The following is a 17,145-nucleotide window of genomic DNA, read 5'->3' as shown; positions in this document are numbered from 1 at the left end:
TTTTATCAATTATTTAACATTTCTAAGATTTAATTTTAACAATTAAAGCGATATTTTTGTACCAACAAATGTTGAGAAAGTTTTTTGTACATATTAGCTTAATTTTTCTTGGTCTCGTTACTGTTAAGGCTCAAGAAAGTTTAAACACCCTAATCTTCAGAGGAAACCGAAGCTTCGACAAACAAAAGTATGGCGAAGCTATTTCCACATTTTCGGAAGCGGTGAAAAAAAATGAAAAAGATTTTGGTGCGCATTATAATTTGGGCAATTCTTTGTATAAAATAAAAAAGTACGACGAAGCGATTGCCGAATATCAAAAAGCACAAAAAAACACCAACAATAAAGATGAAAAAGCTGCTTCTTATTACAACGAAGGAAATGCTCATCTTCAAAATGGTGATGGTGAAAAAGCAGTTAATGCTTATAAAAATGCACTGAAGTATGATCCAGATAATGAAGCGATTTTAAAAAATTTACAAATTGCCAAGAAGAAGCAAAAGCAAAAAGACAATAAACAAAATCAACAAAACCAACAGCAAAATCAACAAAATAACCAAAATAAAAACCAAGATAATAATCAAAATCAGCAAGGAGACCAAAATCAAGAAAATAAAAATAACAATACTAAAAATCAACCGAACGGTAATATAGGTGACCAAAATAAAGGGAAAGGAAATCAAGGAGCGGAAAAGCAAAACCAAAAAAACGAACCGCAAAATCCTAATGACCCGAATAAAATTCCTAAAGATTTGCAAAAATTGATTCTACAAAGAAGTGCAAATCAAGAAAGAGAAACCGCTAAAAAGTTACTCAATAAAAATGGTTACTATTCACCAGAAAGCAATACAAAAGACTGGTAATTAATGCAAAAAATTCTCAACATATTATTTTTTGTAATGTCTGCAATTTCTTACGGACAAGTTACCGTTTTGACTGATGTCAACACCAAAGAACCGAAGCAAAATGAACCCGTTGTTCTCACCATTGTACAAGAAGTGGTAGGCGAAAACATGGAACAGCAGAGTCCGCTTCGTCTTCCTGATTTATCAAAATTCGATATTGTAGGAAGTGCTTCCGAACAAAATACTTTCATTGACCAAAAAAGAGGAATTAGAGTAAACCAAATCATTTATCAATTATATCTTCAGCCAAAAGTTACGGGAAAAGTGAAAATTGGCTCGGCTTTACTTACCGTAAATGGTAAAATTTATAAATCAGAACCTTTTGACATTTTGGTGAAAGAAACGTCACGAGCAGAAACCGAATATCTTTCTAAAGATGTGTATCTGAATGTAGAAGTTCAAGACAAGGAAGTTTATGAAAATCAGCCAACTGTAGCGGTTTTGAGAGCTTATAGCAAGAATTATGATAACTTCAGAAAGTTAGAGAATATAAAATTTCCGCAGCAAAATAATGCGAGAATTAAGCCTATCAGTTACAAAAAACAAGACATAGAAAATATAAATGGCGAAATGGCTTCGCAAGTGATTGCTATGTTTATTATTTTCCCAGAAGAAGCTGGTAATGTAGAAATAGAGCCAGTTTCGGCAATGGTGAAAACGCCAGAAATCAGTAAAATTATTTCGAATAAGGTTAAAATTAATGTAAAAACTTTGCCGAAAGATTCTCCAGAGAATTTTAAAAATGCGGTAGGGAAATTTCAGGTTTCCATTAAAGAAATTGCAAAAACAGAACCTCTGGAAGTAAACAAACCGATTGACGTTTTGGTGAAAATTTCAGGTTTAGGAAATTTAGACGAAGATAAATTGCCGAAATTAATAGAATCTAAAGATTACACTTTTTTCAAACCTCAGATTATAAGCAAATTATCTACCAATAAAGAAGGAGTGAAAGGTTCAATTACTGCAAAATATGTGGTGATTCCTAAACATGAAGGTAAAATCAATATTTCTACTGAACCGTTTTCGTTTTTTAATCCAGAACTGAATCAGTACATTGATTTGGGGGTGAAAAGTATTGTGTTGAATGTCCTAAATTCAGCTCAAATTGCGGCACAGAAATCAACGATTGACATTGTAGATGATTATACTGCTAATGTTTTAAACAGTGTTCCTTTACCTGTTATCGAAAAAGAAAAACACACACAGTCTTACCGTTTTAATTTTAAAAATTTATTCTCTGGTTTGGCAGTGCTTGTAATGGGAACTTTCCTTTTCTTCTTGTGGATTAGACCTAAGAAAAAAGCTCTAGTTACTGTAGAAAATAAACCAATAACTACGATTAGAGAAGAAGAAGAAAAAATTAAAAATCTTCTAAAACCAGGCTTTGAAGCGAATTTAGAATATCTGAAAATACTCATTTCTAATAGAGACTATTCAGCATTTTTTGCTACTTATGAAGAATTGCAACAAGATGCAGAACAGCATATTCAGCAAAAATTTGGAATGGGATTGAAAGCATTTTTAGAAAATTACAAAGGTTCTCAGTTCACCGAAGATTTCAGAAATTTAGAACAACAAATTTCAATAGAAAAATACTCGCCTATTCATGACGACTCTCATTTAGAAGAGCTTTACAACTCTATAACTGCGATGTATTCTGAAATTATGGAATAATAAAAGTATTTCATACTTTTGTGAAAATAATAAAAAAATCACACTATGTTAGAATCGTTTTCTTTTAAAGAAACCTTGACTTGTTTTATGGTTTTGTTTGCAGTAATTGATATTTTAGGCTCTGTTCCTATTATTGTTTCTCTTAGAAAGCAATTCGGGCATATTGATGCAGAAAGAGCATCGATTGTTTCTGGAGCATTGATGATTGTTTTTCTTTTTGTAGGAAAAGAAATGCTAAAATTCATCGGGATAGACGTGAATTCGTTTGCGATTGCGGGAGCTTTGGTTATTTTTATTATTGCTTTGGAAATGATTTTGGGAATAGAAATTCACAAAGTAGAAAACGTGAAGGCTGCTTCTATCGTTCCGATTGCGTTTCCTTTAGTAGCCGGAGCTGGAACATTGACGACTACCTTATCACTTCGTGCAGAATTTCATGTAGTGAATATAATTTTAGGGATTTTGCTCAATACCATTTTGGTTTACATCGTTCTAAAATCTGCCAATTTCTTAGAAGAAAAAATAGGAGATGCTACGCTGATGATTTTCAAAAAAGTTTTTGGAATTATCCTTTTAGCGATTTCTATTAAATTATTTACCGCTAACTTTGCGCAGTTATTTTCTACTTACGTACAATTTTAAAATTATCAACATTAAATCATAAATCTCATACCAATGACAACGTTTTACAAAGTTTTTTTAGTGCTTTTTATTATATTTTTAGGAGTTAATCTTTATGCAATCGACTGGAATTTAGGTTTTATGCATTCAGAAAACAATAAATTCTTATTCTCTATAGTCGCATCTATTATAGGAATTTTAGTTACTCTGGTTATGAACACTTGGAAAAAACTTTCGCAGAAAAATAGTTAATGAAAAATCCGCTTCTATAGACTGCACCCAAAAGTTTAGACAAAATTAAACAATATTTTCAAAGGAAAGAGTTCGGTACTGTACCGGACTCTTTCCTTTGAGATTGAGTCTTATTCTATCATTGTTGTAATAGTGAATGTACTTCACTATTTCCATCTTAAGTTCCTGAATGGAACCAAACTTTCTGGCATAAAACATTTCTGATTTTATCGTTCCAAAAAAGTTTTCTATCACCGCATTGTCCAAACAGTTTCCTTTTCGGGACATACTTTGAATAATACCTTTTTCTTTTAACAAGTTTTGGTAATGTTTCATTTGATATTGCCAACCTTGATCAGAATGTAGAATGATGTTTTGTGTAGATTTTACTTTTCTGAATGATTTCTTTAGCATTCTGATGATTTGGCTAAACACAGGTCTTTCAGATAAGTCAAAACTGACAATTTCACCATTAAATAAATCGATGATTGGAGATAGATAAAGTTTATTACCCGATACATTAAACTCTGTAACATCGGTTGCCCATTTCTGATTAGGAGTGTCCGATTTGAAATTCCTCTGTAGAACATTGGGCGCAATTTTCCCTTGCTCTCCCTTGTAAGATTTATATTTCTTCACTCGGATAATACTCTTTAAACCTAATATTTTCATAAGTCGTAAAACAGTTTTGTGATTAATCAAAATTCCTTTTTCTTTCAAAAGCAAAGTAATTCTTCTATAGCCCAACCTTCCTTTGTGACGATGATAAATCTGCTTAATCATTTCTTTTATTTCCGCATATTTATCTTTCATTTGAAAGCGTTTTTGATAGTAATAAAAACTGCTTCTTGCCATCGATGTACAATGCAGTAGTACTGCTAAATCAAAGTCCTGCCTTAACTCTTCGATGGCTTTGGATTTTTCCTTTCCTGAATTAAGGCGTCTAACTTTTTTAAAATGGCGTTCTCGGCTTCTAAATAATAAATCCTCTCCAACAGTTCTTCCTCCCTTGTTAAGGGTTTGCCTGTTTTCTTTTTTTTTCGCTTGTAATTACTCATGGTTTTAGGTCTTCCTTTGGGTCTGTTTTCTAAACCTAAAATACCATTTTTTTTGTAATTACGCTGCCAACTAAGAATACTGGACTCCGCAGGAATATTAAACCTTCTCGACGCTTCTTTTAAACTTAAATTCTCTTTCTCAATTACTGATAAAATCTTTAATTTAAAATCTTTTGTGTAATGCGTATTGGAAAGCCGAACAAGTCCTGAAACGCCATAAAGTTCATAAAATTTTATCCATTTACGAACCAAGGAACCACAAACTCCAATACGTTTTCCTAAATCGTCTGTTCCAATATCCCCTTTGTGATATCTCTTTATAGCTTTTAATTTAAAGTCTACTGAATATTTACTTTTCCCCATAAAAAATGCCCCTAAAAAGTGTCTAACTTTTTGGGGGCAGTCCACTAGAAGCGGATTTTTTTATTGTAAATGATGAAGAATAGCTTGAGATTTTAGTTCGGTTTCTCGCCATTCTTTTTCTGGCGAAGAAAGTGCCGTAATTCCGCCACCAGCAAAAGCGATTACTTGATTTTTGTAAATTTTTGCACATCTAAGATTCACAAAGTAATAAATTTCTTCCTCGGTTTCTATTTTAATGTAACCTGCGTAAAATTCACGGTTATATTGTTCGATTTCTATAATTTTTTCTTTGCAAAATTCCTTCGGAATTCCACAGACTGCAGGAGTAGGGTGTAGTTCTTCAATTAATTCTTCAAGTCTATTATCTTCAATTTTAGCAGTGAAATCAGTTCTGAGATGCTTAATATTCCCCGAAATATGATTGTAAGTTTCAGACTCTTCGACCTCGCTCAGAGTGACATATTTTTTTAAAATTTCAGAAATATAATGGGTAACAGGTTTCTGCTCTTCGATTTCTTTTTCGCTCCATTCTTCATCTACTGGAAGTGTTCCTGCCAAACTCATGGTGAAAAATTCATGTGTTTTTTTATTGAATTTTCCCAAAATTTCAGGAGTTGCACCTATCCAAATTTCTTCATCAGTAATGAGAAGATAACAAAGCGTATTTGGGTATTTTTTGCAAAGCAGTTGGTATGTTTCTTCTAAATTGATGGAAGAAATTTCTTTAGCAATAGGTCTAGAAATAACAAGTTTTGGTAAGTTATTCTGCTTGATGATTTCAATCGCTTTTTCTAATTTTTGGAGATATTCTTCATGCTGAGGAATATTTAGTTCAGCATTAATATCAGGAAAATTTTCTACCTCAAAAAAAGAAGATTTGAGTTCTTCTGAAGTACAAACTTCTAGATTTTTTGCTTTTAAATGGATGGTTTTCCCATTGGTGAAAGGAAAAAAAGAAGCCACATTTCTTGCAGCTTCATGATGATTTATCAGGATAAATTTTTCGTCAAAAGGTAATCTGAAAATAGCTTTCATTACTTTTCTATTTTTCGGTTAATTACCATGTTCGTCATCGTAGAATGACACAGTAAACTTCCGTTTTCGTCTTTTATTTCTATTTCCAGAAAATGGAGGGTTTGTCCTTTTCTAATCATTCTAGCCGTTCCAGTAATGGTTCCTTCGGTTTTGCTTTTCAGGTGATTAGAATTGATATTGGTTCCTACAGCAGCTTTTCCTTCGTGAGCTACCAAAATATTAGAAAGACATGAGCCTAAACTTTCTGCAAATGCAATATTAGCACCACCATGCAATAAACCTAATGGTTGATGAACTCTAGAATTTACGGGCATAGTTCCTACCAAATAATCGTCTCCCAAATCGGTGAAAACGATTTCTAAAGTTTCCATTAAAGTGTTTTTATTCCAAAGGTTGAGCTGTGCTAATTTTTCTTCGTTGGTCATCATAAAAATTCAACTTTTAGATTAGTAGATTTTTGGATTCCACTTTTCTGGATATTTTGGAGTGATTTTTTTGTAATATTCTTGTAATTCTTCCATGATGCTTTCGTAGCTTCTGGTCTGAATGTCTTCTACTGAAATTTGTTTTCCTAAATGAATACTTTTGGTTTTAAAATCTCCAGCAGCAATAACGATAGGAACGTTTGATTCTTTTGCCATGTGATAGAATCCTTTTCTCCATTTGTTAACAAAACTTCTGGTTCCTTCTGGTGTAATTACTAAGCTGAAATCATCTTTTGCAAATTCATTTTTTACAAAATTTACCAAGTCATTTCTTTGGCTTCTATCGATTCCAACTCCTCCCAATGCTTTTACGATAAAACCGTACCAAGCCTTTGTGTGAGCATCTTTTATGATAACTTTTAGTTTCTTGTCTAGAACCCAATAAGCTAGATTTCCTAAAATGTATTCATCATTGGCAGTGTGTGGAGCTACGACTAAAATGCAACGGTCTAAATTGCTTGCGGGACCTTCTAACACAATCTTCCAACCCCAAACCCAAAGGATAAACTTTGCAATAATTTTCTTAATAAATTTCATATATTTCTCTTTAAAAAACAAAACAAGTAACCCTAGCAAAAAGGTTACTTGCAAATATAATTATTTTATAGATTATAATCTTTCTAAAATAGACTGCTGATGAACTCCATTATTTTCATCACGATTTCTAAGACAAATTGTATCATAATTTCAAGTGTTTTTTGTTTGTTTTATGTGAGTTTCATTCACTTAGCGAAGTTATTAATTATTTTTAATTTTAAAATATTTTAAATGTTAAAATTTTATAAAATATCGTTCTCTTCGGCTACTTAGTTTCTAGTGTAGGGTTGCGGAAGTTTCTGTTGTTATCATCAGCAACCCAACTAAACTAGAACTATTTATTTCTTGGTGTTAATTTCTATTTTAGAATCACCATCTTTAATTGAAATATTAAGGTTTTTTAAATTTTCTAAATCTTTTAGACTGTTAATATTTTTGATGTCTTTTTCTAAAATGCTGTCTGCAACTTTTTTAGGATATTTTTTTCCGTTTATAATTACACTGTCAGCATTTTCAGAATCGTATTCTATCGTAGTTCCGTTGATATTGATTTTATTTTTTTCGATAACGATATCTCCATTTTTATTGTTGTTATTTTCATCGTCATCATCTATTCCGTTTGCATTAAGGTCACCGTTTACATTCAGATGTTCGTTTCCTTTTGCAACTTTCATGTCTTTCGGAACTACCAATTCATAATCTACACTGTAATGTCTGAATCTGTATTGGTAAGGATAACTTACGAAATTTGGCAATAAAATTTTGTTGCCTACCACTTCTACAGGAACATTAAGTTCTAGAGGTTTGTTGTAACCTTCCGCATATTTTTTGATGATGAGGTACGGCTGAGTAATATTAGCATTTCTTACGACTTCTACGTTTGGATAATCTTCTTCGAAAACCATTTTCTTGTCAGAGAAAATATCATCATCATAAGCAGTATAATTCGCTGGAATGTTTACTTGTTTTTTGTCAATGATAAGGCTATCAGTTGGCTGAACATTGATAGAAATATTTTCGGTTTCTTCTTTGTCGCCTTTATAAGACATATCTATTTTTGCCATGTTTACTCCGAAATAAGTTCCTAAAAGCACAATTGCTAAGAATAAACCACCCAATACATATCCTAAATTTCTTAATTTAGTTTTAGGAGATAATAATTTGATGCTGATTAAGCTGAAAAGAACCGCAGGAAATAATGTTCCTAATACAATCAGAGAAGAAAGGATATATTTCATTCCGCCATCGTCAAATAAGAAGTTCATTTTGCTTACACCAGGAAAATCTGGATTTCCAAATAAATTGAAAAAGAAGAATAAACCGATGATTGCTCCAAGTGCTAAGAAAGCGAAAATAGCACCGAAAAGAACTCTTAAAACGTTTAGCAATCCGCTACCAGCAGAAGTTACTACAGGTTTAGCTTCATTGTACATTTCACCCACTTTTGCAGTAGATTCATTGGCAAATTTTACGATATTGCTAGATTCTTCTTTTAAGTTGTCAAAATTCAAGGGTTTACCTTTCATTTTAAGAAAATCTGCTGCCGTTTCTGCTTTTGGAAGGATAATCCAAAAAACTACATATAAGAAAATGATAAGACTAGTAGAGATTCCAGCGGTGAACAATCCTAAAAATGCTACACCAAACCAAATTACTCTCATCCAAGTTACATCCATCCCGAAATAGGCAGCCAGACCAGAGCAAACACCTGCTAATTTCATATTTTCTGGATCACGGAACAGTTGTTTTTGCTGTGCCGAAGAAAATGAAGGTCTTGATTTTTTATTGGCAGTTTTATCAGAAAAATAAGCTTCTTCTTGCTCTTCTATAACTTCTGGTTTACCAATTTGGGCAATTACTTTTTCTATATCATCATCATTTACCACTTCTCTTTTTCCCATGTTATCTTTTAGAATTTCTACAATTCTAATTTCGATATCATGCATAATTTCGTCTGCTTCTGATTCCTCTAGAGAACTTCTCAGTGCAGCGAGGTAGTCACTCAGTTTTATGTATGCGTGTTCTTCTATTACGAAAGAAAAACCAGCAAGTCCTATTGATAATGTTTTGTTCATAGTTTAGTTTTTATGATGTTTTGGTGATTTGGTTTACAGATTCTGTTAATTCATTCCAAGTATTTTGTAATTCTGCTAAAAAGGTTTTTCCTTTTTCAGTAATTTGGTAGTATTTTCTTGGCGGTCCACTGGTAGATTCTTCCCATCTGTAAGCAAGAAATTCTCCATTTTTCAATCTTGTAAGTAGCGGATAAAGAGTTCCTTCTACTACATCTAGCTTTCCTTTTTTGAGTTCGTCTATTAAATCAGAAACATACATTTCTTTATTATTGATAAGGCTCAAAATACAGAACTCTAGAATTCCTTTTCGCATTTGCGCTTTGGTATTTTCTGTGTTCATGTTTTTTAGTTATTAGTGGTTTTTATAATTTGTTATAACATTCATTTTACGAATTTTTTTCTGTTGAACAAAAATAGGTATTTTTTAGTAATATGCAATGCAAAGTAGTAATGCAAAAAAATATATTACTATTTTCTTTCTTCGAAGTAATGAATCGTTCTCGTTTTTGGTAAAAGTAACCAAAGTAAAAAATAGACGAATACGACCATAAACGTAGAAATTCCCGCCGAAAATATTCCGAAGAATGCCAGTAAGAACCATGCAACTCTTACTAAAGAGACATCTATCCCGAAATATCTTCCAAGTCCTGAACAAACCCCAGCGATTCTTCTATTGTCTCCATCGCGAGTTAGTTTTGCTCTACAACCAGTGTAATATTGGTTTTCGTTTTGTTGATAAGTTTTCATTTTAATGATTTTTGTGATTTTCTTATGCAAAGATATATATAAAATTTAGTATTATGCAATACAAAGTAGTAAAAATTTTCTAGTGATTTAATTAAGTTGCTGATTATCAGGTATAAAAATTTCAAGTGTAAATTTTAATAATTTTTGTTTTTGACAAAAATCACGTTTTCATTGTAACATCTGTTACCGAAATTGGTAAAAACCAACCGTAATTTTGCAGTATCAATTTTGTTTCACTTTAGAAATGAAGTTTTTTAATCCATTAAAGATTTATAGATGAAAATACTAATTGTAGGAGGAGTTGCAGGAGGCGCAACAGCAGCAACCAGATTAAGAAGACTCTCAGAAGAAAACGAAGTCATAATTTTTGAAAAAGGACAATATGTAAGTTTTGCGAATTGCGGTTTGCCTTATCATATCAGCGGAACGATTGACAAGAGAGACGCTCTTTTATTACAAACACCAGAATCTCTTAAAGAAAGATACAACTTAGATGTAAGAGTTCTTACAGAAGTTTTATCTATTTATACAGTCGATAAAAAAGTTTCAGTAAAAAATTTACAAACTGGCGAAATTTACTTAGAAAACTACGACAAACTATTGCTTGCACCAGGTGCAGAACCTATAAAACCACCTTTTGAAGGAATTGATTCTGATAAAATTTTTACACTCAGAAATATTCCTGATATGGATAAAATTGTGGCAAAAACCAAAAATGCACAGAATTTTGTAGTTGTAGGTGGTGGTTTCATTGGTCTTGAAGTAGCAGAAAATCTCATTGAAGCAGGTAAGAATGTGAAGTTGGTAGAACTCGGTAACCAAGTAATGGCACCAGTAGATTTTGATATCGCAAGTTTCGTTCACGAAAAAGCCAAACAAAAAGGGCTTGAATTGTTGTTAAACGTTGGCGTAGAAAAATTCAATGACAAAGGCGAAACCATAGAAGTGTTCTTAAACAATGGAACTTCTTTAGAAACAGATGCGGTAATTCTTGCAATCGGTGTAAAACCCGAAACCAAATTAGCAATAGAAGCGGGTTTGGAAATCGGAGAAACTCGTGGAATTTTGGTGAACGAATTTATGCAAACCTCTAATCCTGATATTTATGCAGTTGGAGACGCAATAGAAGTAGCGCATTACATCAACAATAAAAAAGTGTTGATTCCTTTAGCTTGGCCAGCAAACAGACAAGGTAGAATAGTAGCTGACAATATCGTTCTAGGAAATCAATACAAATATACAGGAAGTTTGGGTTCTTCTATTTTGAAATTTTTCGAACTTTCTGTGGCTTCAACTGGACTCAATGAAAAAACATTAAAACGTTTCGGAATTCCTTATAAAACTGCCATTGTAACTCGCGGTCATCACGCGGGTTATTATCCTGGAGCAAAAAATATGGTTTTAAAACTTATTTTTGATGAAAACGGAAAAATCTTCGGGGCTCAAGCTGTTGGCGAAGCTGGAGTTGATAAAAGAATTGATGTAATTGCAACGGCTATCAAAGGAAATCTCACTGTTTATGATTTACCAGAAATTGAAATTACTTATGCTCCGCCTTTTAACTCTGCGAAAGATCCTGTAAACATAGCTGGTTATGCTGCGGAAAATATTTTGAAAGGGGATTTAGAAATGGTGAATTATGATGAATTTTGGGATTTTGTGAAAGAAAATGATGCGGTAATTTTAGATGTAAGAACTTCCAAAGAATTTTCAGGAGGCGCAATTGAAGGCGCAATAAATATTAACGTAGATGATTTACGAGCAAATCTCGAAAAATTAGATAAGAATAAAATGTATGCCATTTATTGCCAAGTTGGTTTGCGTGGTTATTTAGCCAATAGAATTATGAGAAATAACGGTTTTCGAGCCGTGAACTTAAACGGAGGGTACAATCTTTGGTCAAAAGTTCAATCATAGTAATAGTTTTTTGTTAACAAGAAGGCTTCAATTTTTATTGGAGCCTTTTTTATTTCAATAATTGTTCAATAATAATATGATTTTAATCAGAAATCTCCAAAACATGACAAATGTATGCTTATAAAACTCAAAGTTCTTATGCGTTAATTAATAAATTTGTTAATTGAACTTTTGTGACCAATCTTTTCTAAAAGTCACTTTTTATAAATGTAGATAACATCAAATAAACACATAAAATGAGTTTTATTAAAACGGATTTAACCAAACTTGCAAACCTTAATAAAAGCAAGGGAACTGGTTCTATTAGGAAAAGCAAACCAGAATACGTTGATTTTTTTCCACCTTGTAATAACGCTTGTCCAGCTGGCGAAAATATTCAGGCTTGGCTTTCTCTGGCTCAAGAAGGAAAAATAGAAGACGCTTGGAGAAAATTGACCGAGCAAAATCCTATGGCTGCGATTCATGGGAGAGTTTGTTATCATCCTTGCGAAAATTCTTGCAATAGAAAAGATTTAGATTCTTCGGTGAGTATTCACGCCGTAGAAAGATTCTTAGGAGACGAAGCATTAAAAAATAATTGGCAATTTTATCCTCCGAAAACACTTACCGGTAAGAAAATTATGATTGTAGGTGCAGGTCCTTCTGGACTTTCGGCGGCTTATCATCTTAGAAAATTAGGTCACGAAGTAACGATTTTCGAAGCAGGACCTGTTGCTGGTGGAATGATGAATTTTGGGATTCCTGCGTACAGAATGCCTAGAAATATTCTTCAAGCTGAAATTAAAAGAATTGAAAATTTCGGAGTGAAAATTGTTCTGAATTATAAAGTTCAAGATATTCTCCAAGAAAAAGAAAATGGTGGTTTCGATGCAGTTTTTGTAGCTATTGGAGCGCATTTAGCCAAAAAAGTAAATATTCCTGCTCAAGAAGCGAGTAAAATTTTAGATGCGGTTTCTTTCTTGAAAGAAGCTGATGAAAATAGTGATAATAAACCACTTTTAGGAAGAAGAGTCGCCATTTACGGAGGTGGAAATACCGCAATGGATGCAGCGAGAACTGCTAAAAGATTAGGTGCAGATGAAGCCATGATTATTTACAGAAGAGATCGCGAACATATGCCTGCTCACGAATTTGAAGCAGATGAAGCTTTAAGCGAGGGGGTGAAAATCCATTGGTTGAGCACCATTAAAAATATGGAAACTTCTTCTATCACAGTTGAAAAAATGCAAGTGGTTAATGGAAAAGCCGTCCCAACTGGTGAATACGAAACTTTGGAAGCAGATTCTTTAATTCTAGCTCTCGGACAAGAAGCAGATACCGATTTCTTAAAACATATTGAAGGAATTACCTTCAAAGAGGATGGAACAACCGTTGAGGTAAATGCATCAATGATGACAGGTTATCCTGGAATTTTTGCAGGAGGAGATATGGTTCCTAGTGAAAGAACAGTAACGATTGCTACAGGTCATGGTAAAAAAGCAGCAAGAAATATTGACGCTTGGCTTAGAAATACTACTTACGAAAAACCATCCAACAATCCTTTAGTTACTATCGAAAAACTACAAATTTGGTTCAAAACAGATGCTGAAAAGAAAGCTCAACAACATTTAGAAATTGAGAAAGCAGTAGAAACTTTTGACGAAATTGTAGCAGGTTATACTACTGAAGAAGCAGTTTACGAAGCACAACGTTGTCTTTCTTGCGGTAATTGTTTCGAGTGCGATAGTTGTTACGGAGCGTGTCCGGAAGGTGCGATTTCCAAAAACGGAAAAGGAGAAGGTTACACCATCAATTACGATTTGTGTACAGGTTGTGGCGTTTGCGCAGAACAATGTCCTTGTCACGCTTTAGATATGGTTTTAGAACATTAATCAATTGAAAAAAATGAAAAATCAAAATAAAATTATAGCAACCATCGACGGCAACGAAGCTGCAGCGTACATCGCGTACAGAGTAAACGAAGTTTGCGCCATTTATCCTATTACGCCATCTTCTACTATGGCAGAATTGGCAGACGAATGGGCGTCTAAAGGAATTAAAAATATCTGGGGAAACGTTCCCGAAATTATAGAAATGCAAAGTGAAGGTGGTGCAGCTGGTACAGTTCATGGTTCACTTCAAGCTGGTGCATTAACCACCACTTTTACGGCTTCACAAGGTTTAATGCTGATGCTTCCGAATATGTACAAAATTGCGGGAGAACTTACAAGTGCAGTTTTTCACGTTGCAGCACGTTCTTTAGCAGCACAAGCTTTGTCGATTTTTGGTGACCATCAAGATGTAATGGCAGCCAGAACTACTGGTTTTGCGATGCTTTCTTCTGCAAGTGTTCAAGAAGCACACGATATGGCGCTTATTGCCCAAGCTACCACTTTGAGAGCGAGAATTCCCTTTATTCATTTCTTTGACGGTTTTAGAACTTCTCACGAAGTGAACAAAATTAATCTTTTAAATGACGACCAAATTCGTGCAATGATAGATGATGAATTGGTGATTGCACACAGAAATAGAAGTTTAAATCCTGATAAACCTTTTGTAAGAGGAACTGCTCAGAATCCTGATGTTTATTTCCAAGGAAGAGAAACTTCTAATCCTTATTATGCTAAAATTCCTACCATTTTAAAGGAAGAAATGAAGAAATTCTCTAAAATTTCAGGTAGAAATTATGCTCCTGTAACGTATTTCGGACATCCAGAAGCAGAAAATGTTATCGTAATTATGGGTTCTGGCGTAGAAACCGTGATTCCAACTTCAGAATTTCTGAATAAAAATGGAGAAAGAACAGGTGTTCTGAAAATCTCGTTGTTTAGACCATTCCCAAATGAAGATTTTATTTCGGTTTTACCAAAATCAGTGAAAAAAATTGCTGTTTTAGACAGAACCAAAGAACCTGGAAGCAATGGTGAACCAATGTATCAAGATGTTCTGGTTTGCCTTACAGAAGCACTCACCAATGGAACTTTAGAAAAAATGCCAAAAATTATTGGTGGTAGATACGGACTTTCGTCTAAAGAATTTACACCAGCTATGGTAAAAGCGGTTTATGATAATTTAAAAACCGAAAATTCTAAAAACCATTTTACGGTAGGGATTACAGATGATGTAAGTTTTACTAGTATTAATGTAGATTATAACTTCAAATTAGATGATTCTGGATGGAACCAAGCGCTGTTTTTCGGTTTGGGAGCAGATGGAACAGTAGGAGCAAATAAAAATTCGATTAAGATTATTGGCGAAAACACTGAACTTTCAGCGCAAGGATATTTCGTTTATGATTCTAAAAAATCTGGAGCGAAAACTGTTTCTCACCTTCGTTTTGGGCATGAACCAATTGAAGCGCCTTATTTAATTTCAAAAGCAGATTTCATCGCTTGTCATTTCTTTAAATTTTTAGAAAATGAAGATATGCTCAGTTTTGCTAAAAATGGAGCTAAATTTTTATTGAATTCACCCTATTCTAAAGATGAAGTTTGGGATAAATTGCCTTACCAAGTTCAGCAACAATTGATTGAAAAAAATATTAGATTTTTTGTGATAGATGCCAATGAAGTTGCCGAAAAAACAGGGATGCGAGGCAGAATTAATACCATTATGCAAACTTGTTTTTTCAAACTTTCAGGAGTTTTGCCAGAGGAAGAAGCCATAAAACAAATCAAAAAAGCAATTGAAAAAACGTACATCAAAAAAGGACAAGCTGTTGTAGATAAAAATTTCTTAGCTGTTGATCAAACGTTAGCCAATTTATTCGAAGTTAAAATTCCAAATGCAGTAACCGCCGAAAAAGGAGAGGAGCAAACTGTTGACGAAAATGCGCCAGATTTTGTGAAAAATATCACTTACAAAATGATGATTGGCAAAGGCGATGAATTGCCTGTAAGTGCCATTCCTGCTGATGGAACTTACCCTAATGGAACGACTAAATGGGAAAAACGAAATATTTCTGAAAAAGTAGCCCATTGGAATGCAGATATCTGTATTCAATGTGGTAATTGTAGTTTTGTTTGTCCTCATTCTGTAATTCGTTCTAAATTTTATCACAAAGATTTATTGACCGAAGTTCCAGAAGGTTTCCAATCTGCGCCAATTAATGCAAGAGGTTTCCCTGAAACCAAGTTCACGCTTCAGGTTTATGAAGAAGATTGTACTGGTTGTAAATTATGCTACGAAGCATGTCCAGTAATTGATCAGGAAAACGAAGAATTGCGCGCGATTAATATTTTACCAAAAAATCCAGACCTTAAAAAACATAGAAAAGTGATTTCTTATTTTGAGAAATTGCCAATTCACGATAAAAATATGGTGAATTATTCTACAGTTCACGGCGTACAATTCTTAGAACCGATGTTCGAGTTTTCTGGAGCTTGTGCAGGTTGTGGAGAAACACCTTACATTAAAGTTCTTACTCAACTTTTTGGTGATAGATTAATGGTAGCCAATGCAACGGGTTGTTCATCAATCTACGGAGGAAATTTACCAACTACACCTTGGAGTTCTAATTCTAAAGGAAAAGGACCAGCTTGGAGCAATTCTCTCTTCGAAGATAATGCCGAATTTGGTTTAGGAATGAGACTTTCTGCAGATAAGCAATTGCAAATGGCTCATTATTACGCCGAAAAATTAAAACCAGAGTTGGGCGAAGATTTCATCAATGAAATTCTAAATGCACCTCAAAAATTAGAAAGTCAAATCATCAAACAAAGAGAAAGAGTTGAAATTCTAAAAAATAGATTGCAATTTTCTGAAAATCCAGATGCGAAACACCTCTATTCTCTTGCAGACCACTTGGTTCACCGTGCTGTTTGGCTCATTGGTGGTGATGGTTGGGCTTATGATATCGGAAGTGGAGGTTTAGACCACGCACTTTCTACAGGAAGAAATATCAATGTTTTGGTTTTAGATACTGAGGTTTATAGTAATACGGGTGGACAAAGTTCTAAAGCTACGCCAACTGCAGCTTCTGCAAAATTTGCAACTGCAGGAAAACGTGTTGGCAAAAAAGATTTGGCGATGCAAGCTATTTCTTACGGAAATGTTTATGTAGCAACGGTTGCGATGGGAGCAAATCCTCAACAAACATTATTAGCAATGCGTGAAGCAGAAGCTTATGACGGACCTTCATTAATTTTAGCGTACAGTCATTGTATTGCACACGGAATTGATATGGAAAAAGGTTTGAACCAACAAAAAATGGCTGTAGCAAGTGGTTATTGGCCATTGATTAGATTCAATCCTGTGTTGAGAAAAAATAATAAAAATCCGTTTATCTTAGATTCTATTCGTCCTACAATTCCGTTTGAAGAATATGCGTACAATGAGTTGCGTTACCGAGTTCTAAAACAAACGCAACCACAAGATGCTGAACATTTAATGAAATTAGCTCAGGAAATAGTCGATTTAAGATGGAAAACGTACGAAGATATGGCTTCACTTGGAGCTGAAAACTTCCAACCGACTTTTTAATTGAAAATTGAAAGTTGAAAATTGAAAATGAAAACCTCCC

The 17,145-nt window shown here is 33.7% G+C and carries 14 protein-coding genes; 7 read left to right on the top strand and 7 right to left on the bottom strand.

The genetic code is table 11. The annotated features are described in order from the left end of the window. Positions 1-68: 68 nt before the first annotated feature. From KKQ79_RS07675 to KKQ79_RS07660, 4 genes are read left to right on the top strand one after another with little or no spacing between them, the layout of a single operon-like run. Entirely contained in the window at positions 69-860 is a 792-nt protein-coding gene (locus tag KKQ79_RS07675) for a tetratricopeptide repeat protein (RefSeq protein ID WP_213189627.1), read from the top strand. Between the two features lie 3 nt (positions 861-863). After that, entirely contained in the window at positions 864-2,576 is a 1,713-nt protein-coding gene (locus KKQ79_RS07670; RefSeq protein WP_213189626.1) for a BatD family protein, read from the top strand. A 45-nt stretch (positions 2,577-2,621) separates the two neighbouring features. Then, positions 2,622-3,218 (top strand): MarC family protein, encoded by a 597-nt coding sequence (locus KKQ79_RS07665; RefSeq protein WP_104793401.1) that lies wholly within the window; start codon positions 2,622-2,624, stop codon positions 3,216-3,218. 33 nt (positions 3,219-3,251) lie between these two features. After that, the gene (locus KKQ79_RS07660) at positions 3,252-3,449 is read left to right on the top strand and encodes a hypothetical protein (protein WP_069797026.1); all 198 of its coding nucleotides are present in this window, start codon (positions 3,252-3,254) and stop codon (positions 3,447-3,449) included. 45 nt (positions 3,450-3,494) lie between these two features. Here the strand turns inward: KKQ79_RS07660 and KKQ79_RS07655 are convergent. From KKQ79_RS07655 to KKQ79_RS07625, 7 genes are all read right to left on the bottom strand, one after another. Next, a protein-coding gene (locus tag KKQ79_RS07655) for an IS3 family transposase (protein WP_213190703.1) occupies positions 3,495-4,849 on the bottom strand; the annotation gives its coding sequence in 2 pieces (ribosomal slippage) (positions 3,495-4,375 and positions 4,375-4,849; 1,356 coding nt in all). Between the two features lie 60 nt (positions 4,850-4,909). Further along, on the bottom strand, positions 4,910-5,884 hold the full coding sequence (locus KKQ79_RS07650; RefSeq protein WP_213189625.1) for a chorismate-binding protein: 975 nt from the start codon (positions 5,882-5,884) through the stop codon (positions 4,910-4,912). Further along, a complete protein-coding gene (locus KKQ79_RS07645; protein ID WP_213190702.1) occupies positions 5,884-6,309 on the bottom strand; it encodes a PaaI family thioesterase in 426 nt (141 codons plus the stop codon). Before KKQ79_RS07645 ends, KKQ79_RS07650 begins: the two co-directional genes overlap by 1 nt. Before the next feature lie 21 nt (positions 6,310-6,330). Continuing rightward, positions 6,331-6,897 (bottom strand): 1-acyl-sn-glycerol-3-phosphate acyltransferase, encoded by a 567-nt coding sequence (locus tag KKQ79_RS07640; protein ID WP_213190701.1) that lies wholly within the window; start codon positions 6,895-6,897, stop codon positions 6,331-6,333. A gap of 347 nt (positions 6,898-7,244) precedes the next feature. Then, a complete protein-coding gene (locus tag KKQ79_RS07635; protein ID WP_213189624.1) occupies positions 7,245-8,981 on the bottom strand; it encodes a PspC domain-containing protein in 1,737 nt (578 codons plus the stop codon). Positions 8,982-8,991: 10 nt separating this feature from the next. After that, the gene (locus tag KKQ79_RS07630; protein ID WP_069797022.1) at positions 8,992-9,321 is read right to left on the bottom strand and encodes a PadR family transcriptional regulator; all 330 of its coding nucleotides are present in this window, start codon (positions 9,319-9,321) and stop codon (positions 8,992-8,994) included. A 128-nt stretch (positions 9,322-9,449) separates the two neighbouring features. Continuing rightward, positions 9,450-9,728 carry a PspC domain-containing protein gene (locus tag KKQ79_RS07625; protein WP_069797021.1) on the bottom strand — a complete coding sequence of 93 codons (279 nt, stop codon included), beginning with the start codon at positions 9,726-9,728 and terminating at the stop codon, positions 9,450-9,452. Positions 9,729-10,004: 276 nt separating this feature from the next. On the opposite strand from KKQ79_RS07625, the gene KKQ79_RS07620 reads away from it, so the two are divergent. The 3 genes from KKQ79_RS07620 to nifJ all read left to right on the top strand — a co-directional run bounded on the left by KKQ79_RS07620 (position 10,005) and on the right by nifJ (position 17,105). Then, positions 10,005-11,645, top strand: a complete 1,641-nt coding sequence (locus KKQ79_RS07620; protein WP_213189623.1) for an FAD-dependent oxidoreductase — start codon at positions 10,005-10,007, stop codon at positions 11,643-11,645. A 236-nt stretch (positions 11,646-11,881) separates the two neighbouring features. Further along, on the top strand, positions 11,882-13,516 hold the full coding sequence (locus KKQ79_RS07615) for an NAD(P)-binding protein (RefSeq protein ID WP_213189622.1): 1,635 nt from the start codon (positions 11,882-11,884) through the stop codon (positions 13,514-13,516). 13 nt (positions 13,517-13,529) lie between these two features. Further along, positions 13,530-17,105, top strand: a complete 3,576-nt coding sequence (nifJ, locus tag KKQ79_RS07610) for a pyruvate:ferredoxin (flavodoxin) oxidoreductase (RefSeq protein ID WP_213189621.1) — start codon at positions 13,530-13,532, stop codon at positions 17,103-17,105. Positions 17,106-17,145 lie beyond the last annotated feature (40 nt).

This window comes from Cloacibacterium caeni, assembly GCF_907163125.1.
Taxonomy (GTDB): Bacteria; Bacteroidota; Bacteroidia; order Flavobacteriales; family Weeksellaceae; genus Cloacibacterium; species Cloacibacterium caeni_B.
The sequence above is the reverse complement of the archived record's forward strand: the minus strand, read 5'-3'. Positions and strand labels throughout refer to the sequence as shown.